The 16111-nt window shown below is 69.4% G+C and carries 12 protein-coding genes; 4 read left to right on the top strand and 8 right to left on the bottom strand.

Annotated features, from left to right (window positions below):
• Positions 1-132: 132 nt before the first annotated feature.
• The 8 genes from J2W78_RS22695 to J2W78_RS22660 all read right to left on the bottom strand — a co-directional run bounded on the left by J2W78_RS22695 (position 133) and on the right by J2W78_RS22660 (position 8136).
• Positions 133-1182 (bottom strand): glycosyltransferase, encoded by a 1050-nt coding sequence (locus J2W78_RS22695; RefSeq protein ID WP_253373828.1) that lies wholly within the window; start codon positions 1180-1182, stop codon positions 133-135.
• Positions 1183-1235: 53 nt separating this feature from the next.
• Entirely contained in the window at positions 1236-2324 is a 1089-nt protein-coding gene (locus tag J2W78_RS22690) for a glycosyltransferase (RefSeq protein WP_253373827.1), read from the bottom strand.
• Between the two features lie 4 nt (positions 2325-2328).
• A complete protein-coding gene (locus tag J2W78_RS22685; RefSeq protein ID WP_367399381.1) occupies positions 2329-3423 on the bottom strand; it encodes a glycosyltransferase family 4 protein in 1095 nt (364 codons plus the stop codon).
• 608 nt (positions 3424-4031) lie between these two features.
• On the bottom strand, positions 4032-4355 hold the full coding sequence (locus J2W78_RS22680) for an HPr family phosphocarrier protein (RefSeq protein WP_253373825.1): 324 nt from the start codon (positions 4353-4355) through the stop codon (positions 4032-4034).
• A gap of 149 nt (positions 4356-4504) precedes the next feature.
• Positions 4505-4906 (bottom strand): PTS sugar transporter subunit IIA, encoded by a 402-nt coding sequence (locus J2W78_RS22675; protein WP_003606016.1) that lies wholly within the window; start codon positions 4904-4906, stop codon positions 4505-4507.
• A 125-nt stretch (positions 4907-5031) separates the two neighbouring features.
• A complete protein-coding gene (locus tag J2W78_RS22670) occupies positions 5032-5547 on the bottom strand; it encodes an HPr kinase/phosphorylase (RefSeq protein WP_253373824.1) in 516 nt (171 codons plus the stop codon).
• Entirely contained in the window at positions 5544-7394 is a 1851-nt protein-coding gene (locus tag J2W78_RS22665) for a stimulus-sensing domain-containing protein (protein ID WP_253373823.1), read from the bottom strand. The genes J2W78_RS22670 and J2W78_RS22665 overlap by 4 nt, the downstream gene beginning before the upstream one ends.
• 28 nt (positions 7395-7422) lie before the next feature.
• A complete protein-coding gene (locus J2W78_RS22660) occupies positions 7423-8136 on the bottom strand; it encodes a response regulator transcription factor (RefSeq protein ID WP_003606011.1) in 714 nt (237 codons plus the stop codon).
• A gap of 307 nt (positions 8137-8443) precedes the next feature.
• On the opposite strand from J2W78_RS22660, the gene J2W78_RS22655 reads away from it, so the two are divergent.
• From J2W78_RS22655 to J2W78_RS22640, 4 genes are all read left to right on the top strand, one after another.
• Positions 8444-9247, top strand: a complete 804-nt coding sequence (locus J2W78_RS22655) for a HugZ family protein (protein WP_253373822.1) — start codon at positions 8444-8446, stop codon at positions 9245-9247.
• Positions 9248-9408: 161 nt separating this feature from the next.
• Positions 9409-11214, top strand: a complete 1806-nt coding sequence (lepA, locus tag J2W78_RS22650) for a translation elongation factor 4 (protein WP_253373821.1) — start codon at positions 9409-9411, stop codon at positions 11212-11214.
• A gap of 362 nt (positions 11215-11576) precedes the next feature.
• Complete coding sequence (locus tag J2W78_RS22645) at positions 11577-12830, top strand: efflux RND transporter periplasmic adaptor subunit (RefSeq protein ID WP_253373820.1); 1254 nt, start codon at positions 11577-11579, stop codon at positions 12828-12830.
• 95 nt (positions 12831-12925) lie between these two features.
• Positions 12926-16096, top strand: a complete 3171-nt coding sequence (locus J2W78_RS22640; protein WP_253373819.1) for an efflux RND transporter permease subunit — start codon at positions 12926-12928, stop codon at positions 16094-16096.
• Positions 16097-16111: the final 15 nt, after the last annotated feature.

The raw sequence follows: 16111 nt of genomic DNA, 5'->3' as shown, positions 1-16111 counted from the left end.
TCCTAAAGCATCGTCCCGAAAGCCGGCGGCCACCTTTCGGGACGATGCTCTAAGGTTTGAAGGGTCACGCCCCAGCGCCGACCGGCTCGGCTCGAACGGGCGCCGGCCGTCGGGGCCGATGCGGGACGCCGGTCAGCCCGCGTTCCGGCATAGGGCCTCGATCGCGGTGGCCGTGCGTGCGAGCGCATCGGGCGCGGCAAGGCGCCGAACGATGCCCGGATCGAGGGCGAGGCCGCGAGCGACGAGGCCGGCCCAGGCGGCGGTGTCCGGCCAGCCGCGATGGACGACGGCCGCGCCGAGCCGCTCCAGCGCCGCCGCCTTGGCCTCCTGCTCGCCGTAGGCGCGGGGCTCGGGCAGGCATAGGAAGCGCTTGCCGAGACCTGCCACCGCGGTGACGAGCCCGTCGCCCGCGCCCCCGACCACGAGGGCGGCGGAGGCGAGGTGCGGGTGCACATCCGTGACCCAGCCGTGCAGGTGCAGGTTTTTCGGAACCGCGCCCGTGCCGGTCACCGGGCCGAGCACGTGCCAAGCTCTATCCGGCACGGCGTCGGCGGCCTGAGCGAGTACATCCATCCGCCCACCCTCGCCGCCGCGCCCGAACACCACGACGATGCGCCCATCCTCCTCGGGCACCGGCATCGCGGGCATTCCCCCGAGGAAGCCGCCGTAGAGCGTCTTCTCGCGCACCCAGGCCGGCACGTCGCCGCCATCGAGCGCTTCGGGGAAGGGCGCGAGCAGGCGCGAGGCAGCGCGGAACGCTTCCAGATGCGGCCGGTCCGTGCGGGTGCCGGACAGGCGCACGACGAGGCTCGGCACCGAAAGGAGACGGGCCAGTAGAGCCACCTCGGCCGAGACATCAACAACGATCAGCGCCGGGTCGTTCTCCGCCGCCCAGGCGGCGATCCGTCCCATCCGCGCGCGGATGCCGGGATGGTTCAGCGGCACGTAGTGGAAGCATTCGGGTCGCTGCCCCGCGCCGTCCTGCCCGTCGAAACTCCGGTCGAGGCGGTCGTCGGGCAGGTCGAGGATGGGGCCCGGCGCGCCCGAGACGTCGAGGCCGGCAAAGCTGCCCATCAGCGTGCAGGGCCGCCCGAACGCGTCGAGCGCGCGTGCGAGCGCGATCGCCCGCTGGAGATGCCCGGCGCCCTGATGGTGGACGTAGTAGCCGACCGGACGCGTCATGCGGGCTCCGAGAAAAGTGCGGCGCGAAGCGGGGAGCGTTTCGATAGCCGGCCTCAGGCCGCTCTGTCGTGCTGCGCGCCTGCCGCGAGATCGGCGAGCGCCGCCAGCGCCTCGTCGAGGCCGCATTCCGGCGCGGGGCCGTCCCGCGCGTCCAGGCGGGCATGGGCCCGCTCTACGAAGGCGATATCGTTGGGGCAGGCCGCGACGTCGATGGCGGCGAGGTCGTCCGCGTCGAGCCCGAGCGCGTGAAGGGCGGCCGGCGCGGCGCCCTCGCGATAGGCGCGGCGCAAAGCGGCCCGGCGCAGGATGATCCGCTGCCAGTGGGCGGCCACCGGCAACCGGTAGGCCTCGCTTTCGCGCACGACGCGGGCACGGCGCAGCATCTCGGTCGCCATGCCGCCCTCGGCGCGCCCGGCGGTGCGGGCGGAGACGAGCACCGATACGTCGGGGCAGTGGCGCAGGCGCCCGCCGGCCCGCTGGACGGCGGTGACGAGGGCGTTGTCCTCGCCGCGGGGCAGCGCGGGCAGGCCGCCGACGGCGCGGTAGAGCGAGGCCCGGAGCGCGAGGCTTCCGCCGGTATGGTCGCCGTGGCGCGGCGCCGGATCGTGGGACGGCGGATCGAGGGCGTCTTCCAGTGCGCGCACGCCCGACCAGTAGCGCTCGACCTGGGCGTGGAAGGCGCTGAGCGCGGAGTCCGCGGCGCCCTCGTCGTCGATCACCAGCCGGCCGCCGACGATCTCGGCGTTCTCCAAGGCGCGTAGGTTCGCCGCGACCCAGCCGGGCGCGAGCCGCGCGTCGGCATCGGTGGTGAGCAGCACGCCGTCCGGCGCACCCTCGCTCTCCAGCCAGTCGGCGCCCGCATCGAGCGCGCGGCGGCGGGCGGTGCCGACATGGGCCTCGGACGGGGCGTAGGTCGCCTCGATTAACCGCAGCGCCAGGGTGTCGAGCGACCCCGAATCTTCGAGGGCGCGCACCGCCTCGACCGTGCCGTCGGTGCAGTTGTTGCTGACGATCACGACCTTCAGGGGGGCGCCCGTCGAGAACCCCTCCTGCGCGGCGAGTGTCCGCAGCAGACGCGGCAGACGCTCGGCCTCGTTACGGGCCGGAATGCAGACGACGGCCGGGCCGGAGGGCGCGGGCATCGTGTCAGGCCGCCGGACGTTCGAACAGGACGGCGCGGGCGCGGTTGGCGGGAGCACCCGCCAGCACCTCGCGGAAGAGCTCCTCGTAGCCGTCGGTCATCACCTGGGCGTCGTAGAGCGTCTCGGCCCGGCGGCGGCAGGCGCGGCGGTCGAGGCCGACGGCGCGTTGGATCGCGCGGGCGAGGGCCGCCACGTCGTCGGCGGGCGCGAGCGCGCCGGAGAGGCGATCGACGATGTCGGGGATCGCGCCGCGGGCAAAGGCGGCAACCGGGGTGCCGCAAGCCAGCGCCTCGGCGACAACGAGACCGAACGGCTCCTCCCATCGCGGCGAGACGATGGCCGCCCGCGCGCCGCCGAGCTGGCGCGCCAGTTCCCGGTGGGAGAGATGGCCGACATAGGCCGCATCCGCTCCGAGACGCGGCGCGATCCACTCGTTCCAGTAGCGCGGGTTCGGCTGCGGGCCGGCAAAGCGCAGGGGGATCCCGGCGCGGCGTGCCGCATCGATGGCCAGATGCGTGCCCTTCTCCGGCACGATCCGCCCGCTCCAGAACACATATCCTGCCGGGTCGGCTTCGGGGCTGAAGGCGAAGGTCGAGAGGTCGATGCCGTTGCCGATGACGCGGGCGTCCGGCACGAGCGGCTGCCATTCCTGCGCCAGCGACGGCGAGACGGCCGCGAAGATCATGCCGGGCTTGGCCGCCCGCACACCCTCGGCCAGAGATTCGAAGGGCGGCGTGTGCAGCGCCGTGGTCATCGGCACGGGGAGCGTGTGGCTCGCCCGCAGCGGCAGGTCGTGCAGGCTGTTGTTGTGCACGATGTCGAAGCCGCCGCGGGCGATCGCCTCCATGATCCGCTCGTAGGCCGCGAGTTCGGCGCGCTCGATCCGCTCGCAGGCCACGGGATCGCCCAGGGCGTCGCCGGTCGGCGGGCAGACGGGGCTGGGCACCAGCGCCGGATCGGAGCCTTCCGAAGCGAAGAGCGTGACACGGTGGCCCCTGGCGCGCAGCGCGCCGGCCAAGTGATGCGTGTGCATCTCGAGGCCACCCAGATAGGGCTGTCCGATCGGGAACTTGAGATGGGCGATGACGGCGATCTTCAAGGGCATTGTCCGACGTCGGTGGCGTACAAGGACTCTGGGACGAGTCCAACGGCCAGGCTTCCAGCCACACCATCGCCGTTCGTCTAGGAACGCCCGATGAACGAACCCTTCAGGAAATGGAGAGCTTGGGGAATAAAAGTGCCGCAGGCCGCCAAAGGGTCCCGGATCCATGTGTGACACCGCGACAGCCTCTTTCAGGCAGCGCGGTGCGCGTGAATTGTGCCCGGGAACGGTATGGCCCGAGGCGCGATCGATGCGGCGACCTGTCGTCGACATCATGGACAGTGCCGCGATGGGACGCTCTACATGGGTGTCAGCTCTAAAGCATCGTCCTGGATATCGGATCCAGGACGATGCTTTGGCCTTTCGTTTTTGCATCATCTTTTTCCGAAAGCCGGAAGCCACCTTTCGGGACGATGCTCTAATCTTACGCGCCGCGTCTCAGTGGATCGGGACAGATTGACGAAGGGCTTCACGACCTGCGACGATGCGCGCTGCTGGTCTGGCTCGAAACCGTACAAGGCGATGAGCGACGCCATCGCTCGCGGGCAGGACCGGCGCCGTCGCGCCCAGGATCGCCTTGCCGCGCGAGACAGGGCGGGCGAGGACTACTCGTCCTCTCCGAACTTGTCGGCGAGCAGCGCCGCGATCGCGTCGAGGGCGGCTTGCCCGTCGTCACCGACGGCGACCACGGCGATGGAGGTGCCTTTGGCCGCCCCTAACGTCAGCAGGCCCATGATGGAGCGCCCGCCGACGGTCTCGCCGCCACGGGTCACCGTCACGGCGGCAGAGAAGCGCTCCACCGTCTGCACGAACTTGGCCGAGGCGCGGGCATGCAGGCCGCGGCGGTTGATGATCGGCAAGATCCGGACGAGGCCGCCCTCGGGCACCTCCGGCTGCGGCTCGATCTCGCCGTCCACGCTCTCTCCCATCGCCCCTGGCACTCCCTCCCCCGCCGCTTCAGTGCTGGACCGGCGGCGCGTCGAGGCGCGCCGTTCCGGATGCGGGACGACGTGGTTAAGCCGGGAGCGGGGCGAAGAAAAGGCCGTGCGGGGATGAGACCGGGCGACTTGCCCGCAAATTACTTGCCCGCAAGAACCCGCGAGGCGACGTTGATGTACTTGCGGCCCGCCTCCTGCGCATGAAGCACGGCGTCGCCCAGGCTCTCGGCCTCGCGCACACTGGCGAGCTTGATCAGCATCGGCAGATTGATTCCGGCGACCACCTCGACCTGGCCGCCGTTCATACATGACAGGGCAAGGTTCGACGGCGTGCCGCCGAACATGTCGGTGAGCACCACGACGCCCTGACCGGAGTTGACCCGACCGACGGCGGACATGATGTCGCCGCGTCGCAGCTCCATGTCGTCCTCCGGGCCGATCGTAATCGTCTCGACCTGCTTTTGAGGGCCGACGACATGCTCCAGGGCGGCCTTGAACTCGGTCGCCAACAGCCCGTGAGTAACGAGCACCATTCCAATCATCGAAGCGTGTTCCAACGCCCTGTGAGCGGAGACGCCATCTTGTGCAGCGCAAGGTGAAGCGCAAGCGGCTCGCGTCGTTTTGCGCGACACAACGAGCTTACCATGACACGGGCGCGGCAACCGCGCTACACATCGCGGCCACCACCGGGCACGAGAGCGGCGGGGTGCGTCCGCATTGCCACGCCGGCTCTCAGCGCCTCACGAATCAGGTACTCGCGCGGATGGCGCGGTTCAAGGGTGAGGCGCGGGACTGCGACGCCAAGGAGTTCGGCGGTGTCGGAAGCGTCGGGCAGGCGCTGCGCCTCCGCCACCAGATCCACCACGAGGCGGAGAACCGCGGCCGGTGCATGCGTCGCCAGACGGCGGAGGCCGAGGCCGCGGATCTCGATCAGGCCGGCGAGCGCCGGGTGGGGCCGGGCGACGAGGCGGCTGTGATGCGCCGCCAATCGGATGCGGTCGTCGCCGACGAGGCGGGCATGGCGCCCTTCTAGGAAGAAGCGGTCGAGAAGCGCGAGACAGAGCGCGGACTTTCCTGACCCGGACGGTCCCCGGATCAGCACGCCGGCCTCGTCGAGGAGCACGCAGCTCGCGTGGACCGTTTCCCGTGGCGGCTCGCCGTCCGGCACGACCTCCCCGCTCATGCGGCGAGGTCGTCGTCGCCATAGCGGTCGGCCCGAGGGGCCACGGGCAGGCGGACGGTGAAGCGGGCGCCGCGCACCGTCGGGTACCCCTCCTCGTCGGCCGGGCCAGGACGGTTCTCGGCGCGGATCGAGCCATGATGCGCCTGGATGATCTGCCGCGAGATCGACAGCCCGAGCCCCGAATTCTGGCCGAAGCCCTGTTCCGGCCGGTCGGTATAGAAGCGCTCGAAGATCCGTTCCAGGGCGTGCTCGGGAATGCCCGGCCCCTCGTCCTCGACCACGAACTCGACCTCGGTCTTGAGGCGGCGCAGCGCTACACGCACCTTGGCGCCGGGCGGCGAGAACGAGCGGGCGTTGTCGAGCAGGTTGTTGACGACCTGTCCGAGGCGGCTGTCGTGGCCGATGATGCGGAACGGGTCCTCAATCTCGGCCGCAGGGCGCTCGATGTCGAACTGGATCACCGCCGCCTTGGCGCGGCGACGCTCGTTCGCCACCGAGGTCACGGTGGTCAGGAGCTTGCCGAGATCGACCCTGCGCGCCTCCGCGCGGGCGAGTTCCGCGTCGAGGCGGGAGGCGTCCGAAATGTCGGAGATCAGCCGGTCGAGGCGCTTCACGTCGTGCTGGATGATCTGCAGGAGCCGGCTGCGGGATTCATCGGTCTTGGCCAGCGGCAGGGTCTCGACCGCGCTCCGGAGCGAGGTCAGCGGATTCTTCAGCTCGTGGCTGACATCGGCCGCGAAGCTCTCGATGGCGTCGAGCCGCCGGTAGAGCGCCTGGGTCATGTCGCGCAGGGCACCCGAAAGATGGCCGATCTCGTCGGTGCGGCCGGTGAAATCGGGAATCTCCTGGCGCGACTTGATGCCCCGGCGGACCCGCTCGGCGGCGTCGGCGAGGCGCCGCACCGGACCGGCGATGGCGCCCGCGAGCAGGATCGACAGCACCAGCATCACGGCGGCCGCGACGAGGAACACCTGCAGTAGGCCGAAGCGCTCGGAGGCGATCACCCGGTCGATGTCGCCGCCTTGCGTGGAGACCATCAGCACGCCGCGCACCGAGCCCGCCCGCTGGATCGGCACCGCCACCGAGACGATGGTCTCACCGCGCTCATTGCGCCGGGAGATCGTGCCGCGCGAGCCCTTGAGCGCCGCCTGGACCTCTCGGAAGGCGCGCCCGTCCTGCGGGCCCGCCTCCTCCTGGGCCGAACGCTCGCTGACGACGAGGCCGAGGATGCGGGTGCCGACGAAGTCCCAGATCCGCTCCAGCACATTGGGCTTGGGCGGCTTCACCACGGTGTCGCTGCGGGCGATGTCGCCGCGGGCGTAGAGGGTGCGAGTGTCGAACAGCAGGCTCCCCTCGCTGTCGTAGACCCGGGCGCGGTTGCCCGTCGGGGTGACGAGGCGGCGCAGCAGCGGCGCGACCTTCTCGGGGTTGAGCGAGAAGGCGAGCGAAGCGGGATCGTCGTCGAGGTCGCGGCCCTCGCCGGCCTGCTGCTGCAGGAGCTTGTCGGGATCGACGCGGATCGTGTCGGTGTCGACGGAGGCCTGGGCGGCGATGGCGCCGGCGATGATGTCGCCCTGGATCAGCAGGCTCTGCACGCGCGCCTGGATCAGCCCCTGGCGGAACTGGTTCAGGTAGAGGAAGCCGAACAGGAGGACGATCAGCCCGACGAGGTTGAGCACCACGATGCGGCGCGTCAGGCTCGACGAGGCGCGCTGGCCGACCGCGTTCCAGAGGTCGCGCGGCCAAGTCAGCGGCGGGCGGGTGAGGGAGCCGACGAGCCGCGCGAGGACGCCGCGGCGGGCGTGGCCCTCATCGGAATCGGGCTGGCGGGACAGGGGGGCGAGCATCGACGGACGGGACCGCGGGAAAATCGCCTCAACCCTCCTTGAACCGGTAGCCGACGCCGTAGAGCGTCTCGATCATGTCGAAGCTCTGGTCCGTCACCTTGAACTTCTTGCGCAGCCGCTTGATGTGGCTGTCGATGGTGCGGTCGTCGACATAGACCTGATCGTCGTAGGCCGCATCCATCAGGGCGTTGCGGCTCTTCACGACGCCGGGGCGCTGGGCCAGTGCCTGGAGGATCAGGAACTCGGTGACGGTGAGCGTCACCGGCTCGCCCTTCCAGGTGCAGGTATGGCGCTCGGGGTCCATCATCAGCTGGCCGCGCTCGAGCGAGCGGGCGGCCGCATCCGCCTCGCGGGCGGCGGCACCCGGTGTCGCGTCCTTCGGGGCGAAGCGGCGCAGCACCGCCTTGACCCGCTCGACCAGCAGACGCTGCGAGAACGGCTTATGGATGAAGTCGTCCGCGCCCATCTTGAGCCCGAACAGCTCGTCGATCTCCTCGTCCTTCGAGGTGAGAAAGATCACGGGAAGGTCCGATTTCTGCCGCAGGCGTCTGAGAAGCTCCATTCCGTCCATGCGCGGCATCTTGATGTCGAAGATGGCGAGATCGGGCGGGGAGTGACGCAGACCGTCCAGCGCCGAGGCGCCGTCGGTGTAGGTCTGAATGCGGTAGCCCTCGGTCTCCAGCGCGATCGAGACGGAGGTCAGGATGTTGCGGTCGTCGTCGACGAGGGCGATCGTGGGCATGCAGTTTCCCTGACTTGACGGCGCGCGCGCCGCCCCTGGCGCGTCCTTGGCGGGGCCCGCAACGGCCAGGCTCAGCACCCGCAAATCGGGAGCCGCCAGCCGTGCGGAGGGTCTCGTCCTTTACGACCATCGATCGAAAAAAGCGAGCGGCAGTCTAAGCTTGGCCATATCGGACGGCTCGGATAAGGGCATCCGGATGGGGAAAGAGGGCGGACAACGCGCCGCGCCCAGCCCCGGTCTCGCCCCTCGTGCGGAGCGCTTGCGCCGGGCTATGCTCCCCTCTGGAAATCCGGGGAGGAGTGCTTTCATGGCCAACGACGCGATGCCGCCCGCAGGGGAACGCCGCCGGCCGGCCGAACCGCTGCCCGCTTCGGAAGCCCCGTTCGACGCGATCGGGCTCGCCCGGCATCTTCTACGCAGCGTGCGATCGGGCGCGCTCGCCACGATCGATGCGGCCGACGGCACGCCCTTCGCCTCCCTCGTCACCCTCGCCACCGACAGCGACGGCACGCCGCTGATGCTGCTCTCGCGGCTCTCGGCGCACACGCGCAACCTCGATCACGACCCGCGCGCCTCGCTGCTGTTCTCGGTCGGCGGCAAGGGCGATCCGCTGGCCCATCCGCGCCTGACGGTGACGGGGCGCGCCGCGCGCACGGACGAGCCGCGGGTCCGAGAGCGCTTCCTGGCGCGTCACCCGAAGGCGAAGCTCTACGCCGACTTCCCCGATTTCGGCTTTTTCACCCTGGCGCCGACCGCCGGCCACCTGAACGGCGGCTTTGCCAAGGCGGCAACCCTGACGCCGCAGGAGCTGCTCCTGGACATGGCCGGCGCCGAGGCCGTCGTCGCGGGCGAGCGCGGCGCCGTCGAGCACATGAACGCGGATCACGCCGACGCGCTCGCCCTCTATGCCGCGGGCACGGGCGAGACCGGCAGCGGCTGGCGCCTCACAGGGCTCGACCCGGAGGGGCTCGACCTGATGGCCGGCGAGCGCACGGCGCGGGTGCCCTACCCCGAGCCGGTGCGCGACATGGGCGCCCTGCGCAAGAGCCTCGTGGCGATGGCCGCCGCCGCGCGGGCCGGCGCCGCGGCCGACCCCGAGGGGCAGGCCTGAACCCGTCCGGCCGGCACGCGGCGCGCAGAACGGTCAGCGCGCGGCACGCCCCCCGCCTTGGCGTGCGTGCCCGCCGCTGCTATCTCCGGCCCTGACATTCCCGACAAACCTGCCGTGCGCCGCGTCCGCCCCGCGACGGGACCGCCGTGCCGGAGACCCCGATGACCACCCGCACCTTCGACAACATCCGCAACTTCTCCATCGTCGCGCATATCGACCACGGCAAGTCGACGCTCGCCGACCGGCTGATCCAGACCACCGGCACCGTGGCTTTGCGCGACATGAGCGAGCAGATGCTCGACTCGATGGACATCGAGAAGGAGCGCGGCATCACCATCAAGGCCCAGACCGTGCGGCTGGAATACCGCGCGGAGGACGGCAAGGATTACATCCTCAACCTGATGGACACGCCCGGCCACGTCGATTTCGCCTACGAGGTGTCGCGCTCGCTCGCCGCCTGCGAGGGCTCGCTGCTGGTGGTCGATGCATCCCAAGGCGTCGAGGCGCAGACGCTCGCCAACGTCTACCAGGCGCTCGACGCCAACCACGAGATCGTGCCCGTCCTCAACAAGGTCGATCTGCCCGCCGCCGAGCCGGATCGGGTCAAGGAGCAGATCGAGGAGGTGATCGGCCTCGACGCCTCCGAGGCCGTGCCGATCTCGGCCAAGACCGGCCTCAACATCGAGGCGGTGCTGGAAGCCATCGTCAAGCGCCTGCCGGCACCGAAGGGCGACCGCGAGGCGCCGCTGAAGGCGCTGCTGGTCGATAGCTGGTACGACGTCTATCTCGGCGTCGTCGTGCTCGTGCGCATCGTCGACGGCGTGCTCAAGAAGGGCATGACCATCCGCATGATGGGCGCGGACGCCGCCTACGGCGTCGATCGCATCGGCGTGTTCCGCCCGAAGATGGCCGATATCGGCGAACTCGGCCCCGGCGAGGTCGGCTTCTTCACCGGCTCGATCAAGGAGGTGGCCGACACCCGCGTCGGCGACACCATCACCGAGGACAAGCGCCAGACCACGCAGATGCTCGCGGGCTTCAAGGAGGTTCAGGCGGTCGTGTTCTGCGGCCTGTTCCCCGTGGACGCCGCCGACTTCGAGTCGCTCCGCGGTGCCATGGGCAAGCTGCGCCTGAACGACGCCAGCTTCTCCTACGAGATGGAGACGTCCGCCGCGCTCGGCTTCGGCTTCCGCTGCGGCTTCCTCGGGCTGCTGCACCTCGAGATCATCCAGGAGCGCCTGGAACGCGAGTTCAACCTCGACCTGATCTCGACCGCACCCTCGGTCGTCTACCGCCTGTTGATGCGCGACGGCGAGCACAAGGAGCTGCACAACCCGGCCGACATGCCCGATCCGATGAAGATCGAGACCGTCGAGGAGCCGTGGATCCGCGCCACCATCCTCACCCCCGACGAGTATCTCGGCGGCGTGCTGAAGCTGTGCCAGGACCGGCGCGGCGTGCAGATCGACCTGAACTACGTGGGAAAACGCGCCATGGTCGTCTACGACCTGCCGCTCAACGAGGTGGTGTTCGATTTCTACGACCGCCTGAAGTCGATCTCGAAGGGCTACGCCTCGTTCGACTACCACGTCTCGGATTACCGCGAGGGCGACCTCGTGAAGATGTCGATCCTCGTCAACGCCGAGCCGGTCGATGCCCTCTCGATGCTCGTCCACCGCACCCGCGCCGAGTCGCGCGGCCGGGCGATGTGCGAGAAGCTGAAGGACCTGATCCCGCGCCACCTGTTCCAGATCCCGGTCCAGGCGGCGATCGGCGGCAAGATCATCGCTCGCGAGACCATCCGCGCCTTGTCCAAGGACGTGACCGCCAAGTGCTACGGCGGCGACATCTCACGCAAGCGCAAGCTTCTGGACAAGCAGAAGGAAGGCAAGAAGCGCATGCGCCAGTTCGGGCGCGTGGAGATCCCGCAGGAGGCCTTCATCGCCGCGCTGAAGATGGACGACTGATACGGTTGCCGCTTGATCAGAGCGGCAACCGTATCAGCAAGCCTGCGCGGCGCTTGAGCGAGGCCCCAATCCGCTATCCCGAAGGGATCAACCGGATTTGGTATGACGGGTCATCCCGCCTCGCTGTCATCGCGAGGCGGAGCCGCCGCACGAGCAACAACCGAGGAAAATCCCGTCCGCGCGTCGAATCGGCGCCCTTGCTTCATTTGTGAGAAACCGGTCCCGTCATACCCCCGTCAAGCCGCCACGGTAACGGCGTAATTCGGGAGCTTCGGTTGCGCGCAAGCGAAAGCCGAATCAACCGGCGCGCGGCGCGCCCGTCGTGACATCGAGGCGCTGGGTCGAAGCGGGACGGGACGACGATGGGCGGGGCGCACGAGGACAACCTGACGCCGCACAGGATGCGGCTGCGCACGCAACTCCTCGTTGCCTGCGTGCTAGGGGCGGGCGCGGCTGCCGCCCTCTGGTACGGACGACCGAAGGAGGTCGATGCCGCGGTGCCGACGCCGGCCGCCGTGACGACCGCCGCACCGGGGCGCTTCGTGCTCACCGAGAGCCAGCTCGCCACCGTCACCACCGTTCCGGTCGAGCAACGGCTGTTCTACGAGGACATCGCCACCGAAGGGAAGATCAGCGTCGACGAGTACCGGGCGACGCCCGTCTTCTCGCCCTATGCCGGCCGGGTCATCACCATCTTCGCTCGCTCCGGCGAGCAGGTGAAGCAGGGTGACAAGCTGTTCTCGCTCCAGGCCAACGAGATGGTTCAGGCGCAGAACGACTTCCTCGCGGCGCTGAACGTGCTCAACAAGTCGCGCTCGCAGCTCTCCTACGCCACCAATAACGAGAAGCGCCTGCACGACCTCTACGATTCCCGCGTCACCACGCTGAGGGAGTTGCAGACGGCGCAGAACGACCTCGCCACCGCGCAGAACGACGCCAAGACGGCGGAGGTCGGCCTAGAGGCGGTGCGCAACCGCTTGCGCATCCTCGGGCTCGCCGACGACGACATGCGGGCGCTCCAGACCAAGGGTGCGATCAACCCCGAGACGACGATCAACGCGCCGCTCTCCGGCACCGTGATCCAGCGCAAGATCGGCCCGGGCCAGTACATCAACACCGGCGGCTCCGACCCCTCCTACCTCATCGGCGATCTCGGCCGGGTCTGGATCGTCGCGCAGTTGCGCGAGACCGACGCGGCCAAAGTCGATCTCGGCGAGCGCATCCGCTTCCGGACCCTCGCCTACCCGAACCAGACCTTCGAGAGCCGGATCAACTACATCGGCGCCTCGGTCGATCCCGCCACCCGCCGCATCGTCGTGCGCGCCGAGGTCGACAACCCGAAGGGGCTCCTGAAGCCCGAGATGTATGCCAGCGTCCACATCATCAACGAGCGCGAGACCGTCTCCCGCGCCGTGCCGCGCCAAGCGGTGATCTTCGAGGGCGACAAGGCGCGGGTCTGGGTGCTCGGCGCCGGCAACACCGTCGAGAGCCGCGCGGTGAAGACCGGCTTCCTCGATGGCAACGACATCGAGGTCACGGAAGGGCTGTCGCTCGGCGAGCGGGTGATCTCGAAGGGCGCCCTGTTCATCGACGGCATGACCGACCAGCCCGGCTGAGGAAGCCCGGCCCCCCGTTTCTCCGCGAACACAAGCATTCCGAGCCGGGGCCGTCCCCGGCCGCGCCGTGACGGCGCGAGGCTGGAACCGACACCATGAACGGCATCGTCGCGCTCGCGCTCCGGCAGCGGCCCCTCGTCATCCTCGCCTTCGTGCTGTTCGTGGTCGGCGGCTTGGCCGCCTTCCAGAACCTCAACATCGAGGCCTATCCCGACCCGACCCCGCCGATGGTCGATGTCGTGACCCAGACCGACGGCCTCTCGGCCGAGGAGATCGAGCGCTACGTCACGATCCCGATCGAGCGGATCACCTCGGGCATGCCGAACCTGAAGCAGGTGCGGACGATCTCGCTCTACGGCCTGTCCGACGTGAAGCTGCAGTTCGGCTTCGAGTTCGACTACCTCCAGGCCGAGCAGCAGGTGCTGAACCGCCTGCAGCAGCTCGATCCGCTGCCGGCGGGCGCCAAGCCCACCATCTCGCCGATCAGCCCGATCGGCGAGATCTTCCGCTACAAGCTCACGGCGCCGGCCGGCTACAGCGTGCTCGACCTGCGCACGCTCCAGGAATGGGTGCTGAAGAAGCGCTTCCGCGCGGTGCCCGGCGTGATCGACGCCATCGGCTGGGGCGGCAAGACCAAGACCATCGAACTTTCGGTCGATCTCGACCGGCTGATGGCCTACGGCCTGTCGCTTGCCAACGTGGTCAAGACCCTCAACGACAGCAACCTCAATGTCGGCGGCAACCGCGTCGCCATCGGCGGTCAGTCGGCGGTGGTGCGTGCGGTCGGCCTGATCCGTGACATCGACGACATCAACGGCACGGTGCTGACCCAAGTCGGCGGCGCGCCGGTGCTGGTCAAGGATGTGGCCACCGTCACCATCGGCCACCAGCCGCGGCTCGGCATCGCCGGGATGAACGACGAGGATGACATCGTTCAGGGCATCGTCCTGATGCGCCGCGGCGAGAAGTCGACGCCCTCGATCGAGGCGGTGAAGGCGGAGGTCGCCAAGATCGAAGCCGCCGGCATCCTGCCGCCGGGCGTGAAGATCGAGCGCATCTACGACCGCGCCGACCTGATCGCGGTGACCACCCACACCGTGCTGCACAACATGGTGGTCGGCATCCTGCTGATCCTCGCGATCCAGTGGCTGTTCCTCGGCAACCTGCGCTCGGCGCTCATCGTCGTGGCGACGATCCCCTTCGCCCTGTTCTTCGCCGTCGTCATCCTCGTGGCGCGCGATGAATCCGCCAATCTGCTCTCGGTCGGCGCGCTCGATTTCGGCCTCATCGTCGACGGCACCGTCATCATGGTCGAGGCGATCTTCCGGCGGCTCTCCGGCCACGGCATCCCCGGCTATCCGCCACCGGGGCTCGACGCGAAATCGGGCCGCATCGCGCTCGCGGCCGGCGATGTCAGCCGCTCGATCTTCTTTGCCGCGGCGATCATCGTGACCGGCTTCCTGCCGCTGTTCACACTGACCGGCGTCGAGGGCCACATCTTCGGGCCGATGGCGACGACCTATGCCTACGCGCTCCTCGGCGGCCTCATCGCCACCTTCACGGTCACCCCCGCGCTCGCCGCCTACCTTCTCCCCGCCCATATCGAGGAGAAGGAGACGATCCTCGTGCGTGCCCTCGACCGGATGTACCGCCCGGCGGTGCGCGCGGCGCTCGGCGCCCGGCTCGTGACGGTGGCCTGCGTCGCGCTGATCGCCGTCGGCGTGGGGCTGGCGGCGCGCAATCTCGGCTCGGAATTCCTGCCGAAGTTGGAGGAGGGCAACCTCTGGGTCCGCGCCACCATGCCGGCGACGATCTCGCTCCGAGAGAGCAACGGCTACGTCAACGAGATGCGCAAGATCATCGCCTCGCTGCCCGAGGTCGAGCGCGTGGTCTCGCAGCACGGGCGCCCGGACGACGGCACCGACGCGGCCGGGTTCTTCAACGCCGAGTTCTTCGCGCCGATGAAGCCGCTCGAACAGTGGCGCCCCGGCGTGGACAAGGAGGCGCTCACCGAGGAGATGCTGCACAAGCTCCAGGCCGCCTTCCCCGGCGTCGATTTCAACCTGTCGCAGTACCTTCAGGACAACGTCGCCGAGGCGGTCTCCGGCATCAAGGGCGAGAACTCGTTCAAGATCTTCGGCAACGACCTGCAGAAGCTCACCGACAGCGCGAAAAGCGTGATGAAGGTGCTCTCCACGGTCCGCGGCGTCGAGGATCTGGCGGTGTTCCAATCGCTCGGCCAGCCGACCATCGAGATCGACGTGGACCGGGTGCGCGCCGCCCGCTACGGCCTGACGCCCGGCGACATCAACACCACGGTGCGCACCGCCATCGGCGGCGACTCGGCCGGCGATCTCTACGATCCGGGCTCCGAGCGGCACTATCCGATCATGGTGCGGCTCGCGCCGCAGTTCCGCCAGAGCATCGAGGCGATCGCCAACCTGCGCATCGCCGGCCAGAGCCCGGCCAACGGCGCACCGGTGCAGTTCCCCCTGAGCGCGGTGGCGCGGGTCGAACTCGTCTCCGGCCCCGCCTACATCTACCGCGAGGCGCAGGAGCGCTACCTGCCGGTGAAGTTCTCCGTGCGCGGGCGCGACCTCGGCAGCACCATCGAGGAGGCGCGCGCCCGCGTCGCCAACGAGGTCAAGCTGCCCCAAGGGTATCGGCTGGAGTTGGTGGGCGAGTTCAACAACATGAAGGGCGCGATCGCCCGCCTCTCCGTGACCGTGCCGATCGCGATCGGCATCATCGCGATCCTGCTGTTCATGAACTTCTCCTCGGTGACCGATTCCCTGTTGGCGCTCAGCGTGATCCCGATGGCGATGGCCGGCGGCATCCTGGCGCTGTCGCTCACCGGCACCTCGTTCAGCGTCTCGGCGGCGATCGGCTTCATCGCGCTGCTCGGCATCGCGGTGATGGACGGCATCATCGTGCTGTCGTTCTACAACGACCTCCTCGCCGCGGGCGTGCAGCGCGTGCCGGCGATGCTGCGCACCTGCTACACGCAGATGCGCCCCGTGGTGATGACCTGCGTCGTGGCCGGCGTCGGCCTGCTGCCCGCGGCCTTCTCCACCGGCGTCGGCTCGCAGGTGCAGAAGCCCCTGGCGCTGGTGGTGGTGGGCGGCATGGCGCTGGCGCCCCTGCTGATCCTGCTCGTGCTGCCGGTGCTGATCCTCACCTTCTCGCGCCGCAAGCCCGCCGTGCATTCGGAGGCCTCGGACCGGGTCGCGGCCGCGCAGGCGCATTCGCCCGCCGGCGCGCATTGAGGGGCGTCAGCGCCC

Source organism: Methylorubrum extorquens (assembly GCF_024169925.1).
In the GTDB taxonomy this organism is placed as follows: Bacteria; Pseudomonadota; Alphaproteobacteria; order Rhizobiales; family Beijerinckiaceae; genus Methylobacterium; species Methylobacterium extorquens_A.
This window is presented reverse-complemented; position numbering and strand designations above follow the sequence as displayed.

Bases quoted from the DNA above. Each gene is read 5' to 3' on its own strand.
- J2W78_RS22695 (WP_253373828.1), bottom strand. From the start codon at position 1,182: ATGACGCGTCCGGTCGGCTACTACGTCCACCATCAGGGCGCCGGGCAT.
- J2W78_RS22690 (WP_253373827.1), bottom strand. From the start codon at position 2,324: ATGCCCGCGCCCTCCGGCCCGGCCGTCGTCTGCATTCCGGCCCGTAAC.
- J2W78_RS22680 (WP_253373825.1), bottom strand. From the start codon at position 4,355: ATGGGAGAGAGCGTGGACGGCGAGATCGAGCCGCAGCCGGAGGTGCCC.
- J2W78_RS22675 (WP_003606016.1), bottom strand. From the start codon at position 4,906: ATGATTGGAATGGTGCTCGTTACTCACGGGCTGTTGGCGACCGAGTTC.
- J2W78_RS22670 (WP_253373824.1), bottom strand. From the start codon at position 5,547: ATGAGCGGGGAGGTCGTGCCGGACGGCGAGCCGCCACGGGAAACGGTC.
- J2W78_RS22665 (WP_253373823.1), bottom strand. From the start codon at position 7,394: ATGCTCGCCCCCCTGTCCCGCCAGCCCGATTCCGATGAGGGCCACGCC.
- J2W78_RS22660 (WP_003606011.1), bottom strand. From the start codon at position 8,136: ATGCCCACGATCGCCCTCGTCGACGACGACCGCAACATCCTGACCTCC.
- J2W78_RS22655 (WP_253373822.1), top strand. From the start codon at position 8,444: ATGGCCAACGACGCGATGCCGCCCGCAGGGGAACGCCGCCGGCCGGCC.
- lepA (WP_253373821.1), top strand. From the start codon at position 9,409: ATGACCACCCGCACCTTCGACAACATCCGCAACTTCTCCATCGTCGCG.
- J2W78_RS22645 (WP_253373820.1), top strand. From the start codon at position 11,577: ATGGGCGGGGCGCACGAGGACAACCTGACGCCGCACAGGATGCGGCTG.
- J2W78_RS22640 (WP_253373819.1), top strand. From the start codon at position 12,926: ATGAACGGCATCGTCGCGCTCGCGCTCCGGCAGCGGCCCCTCGTCATC.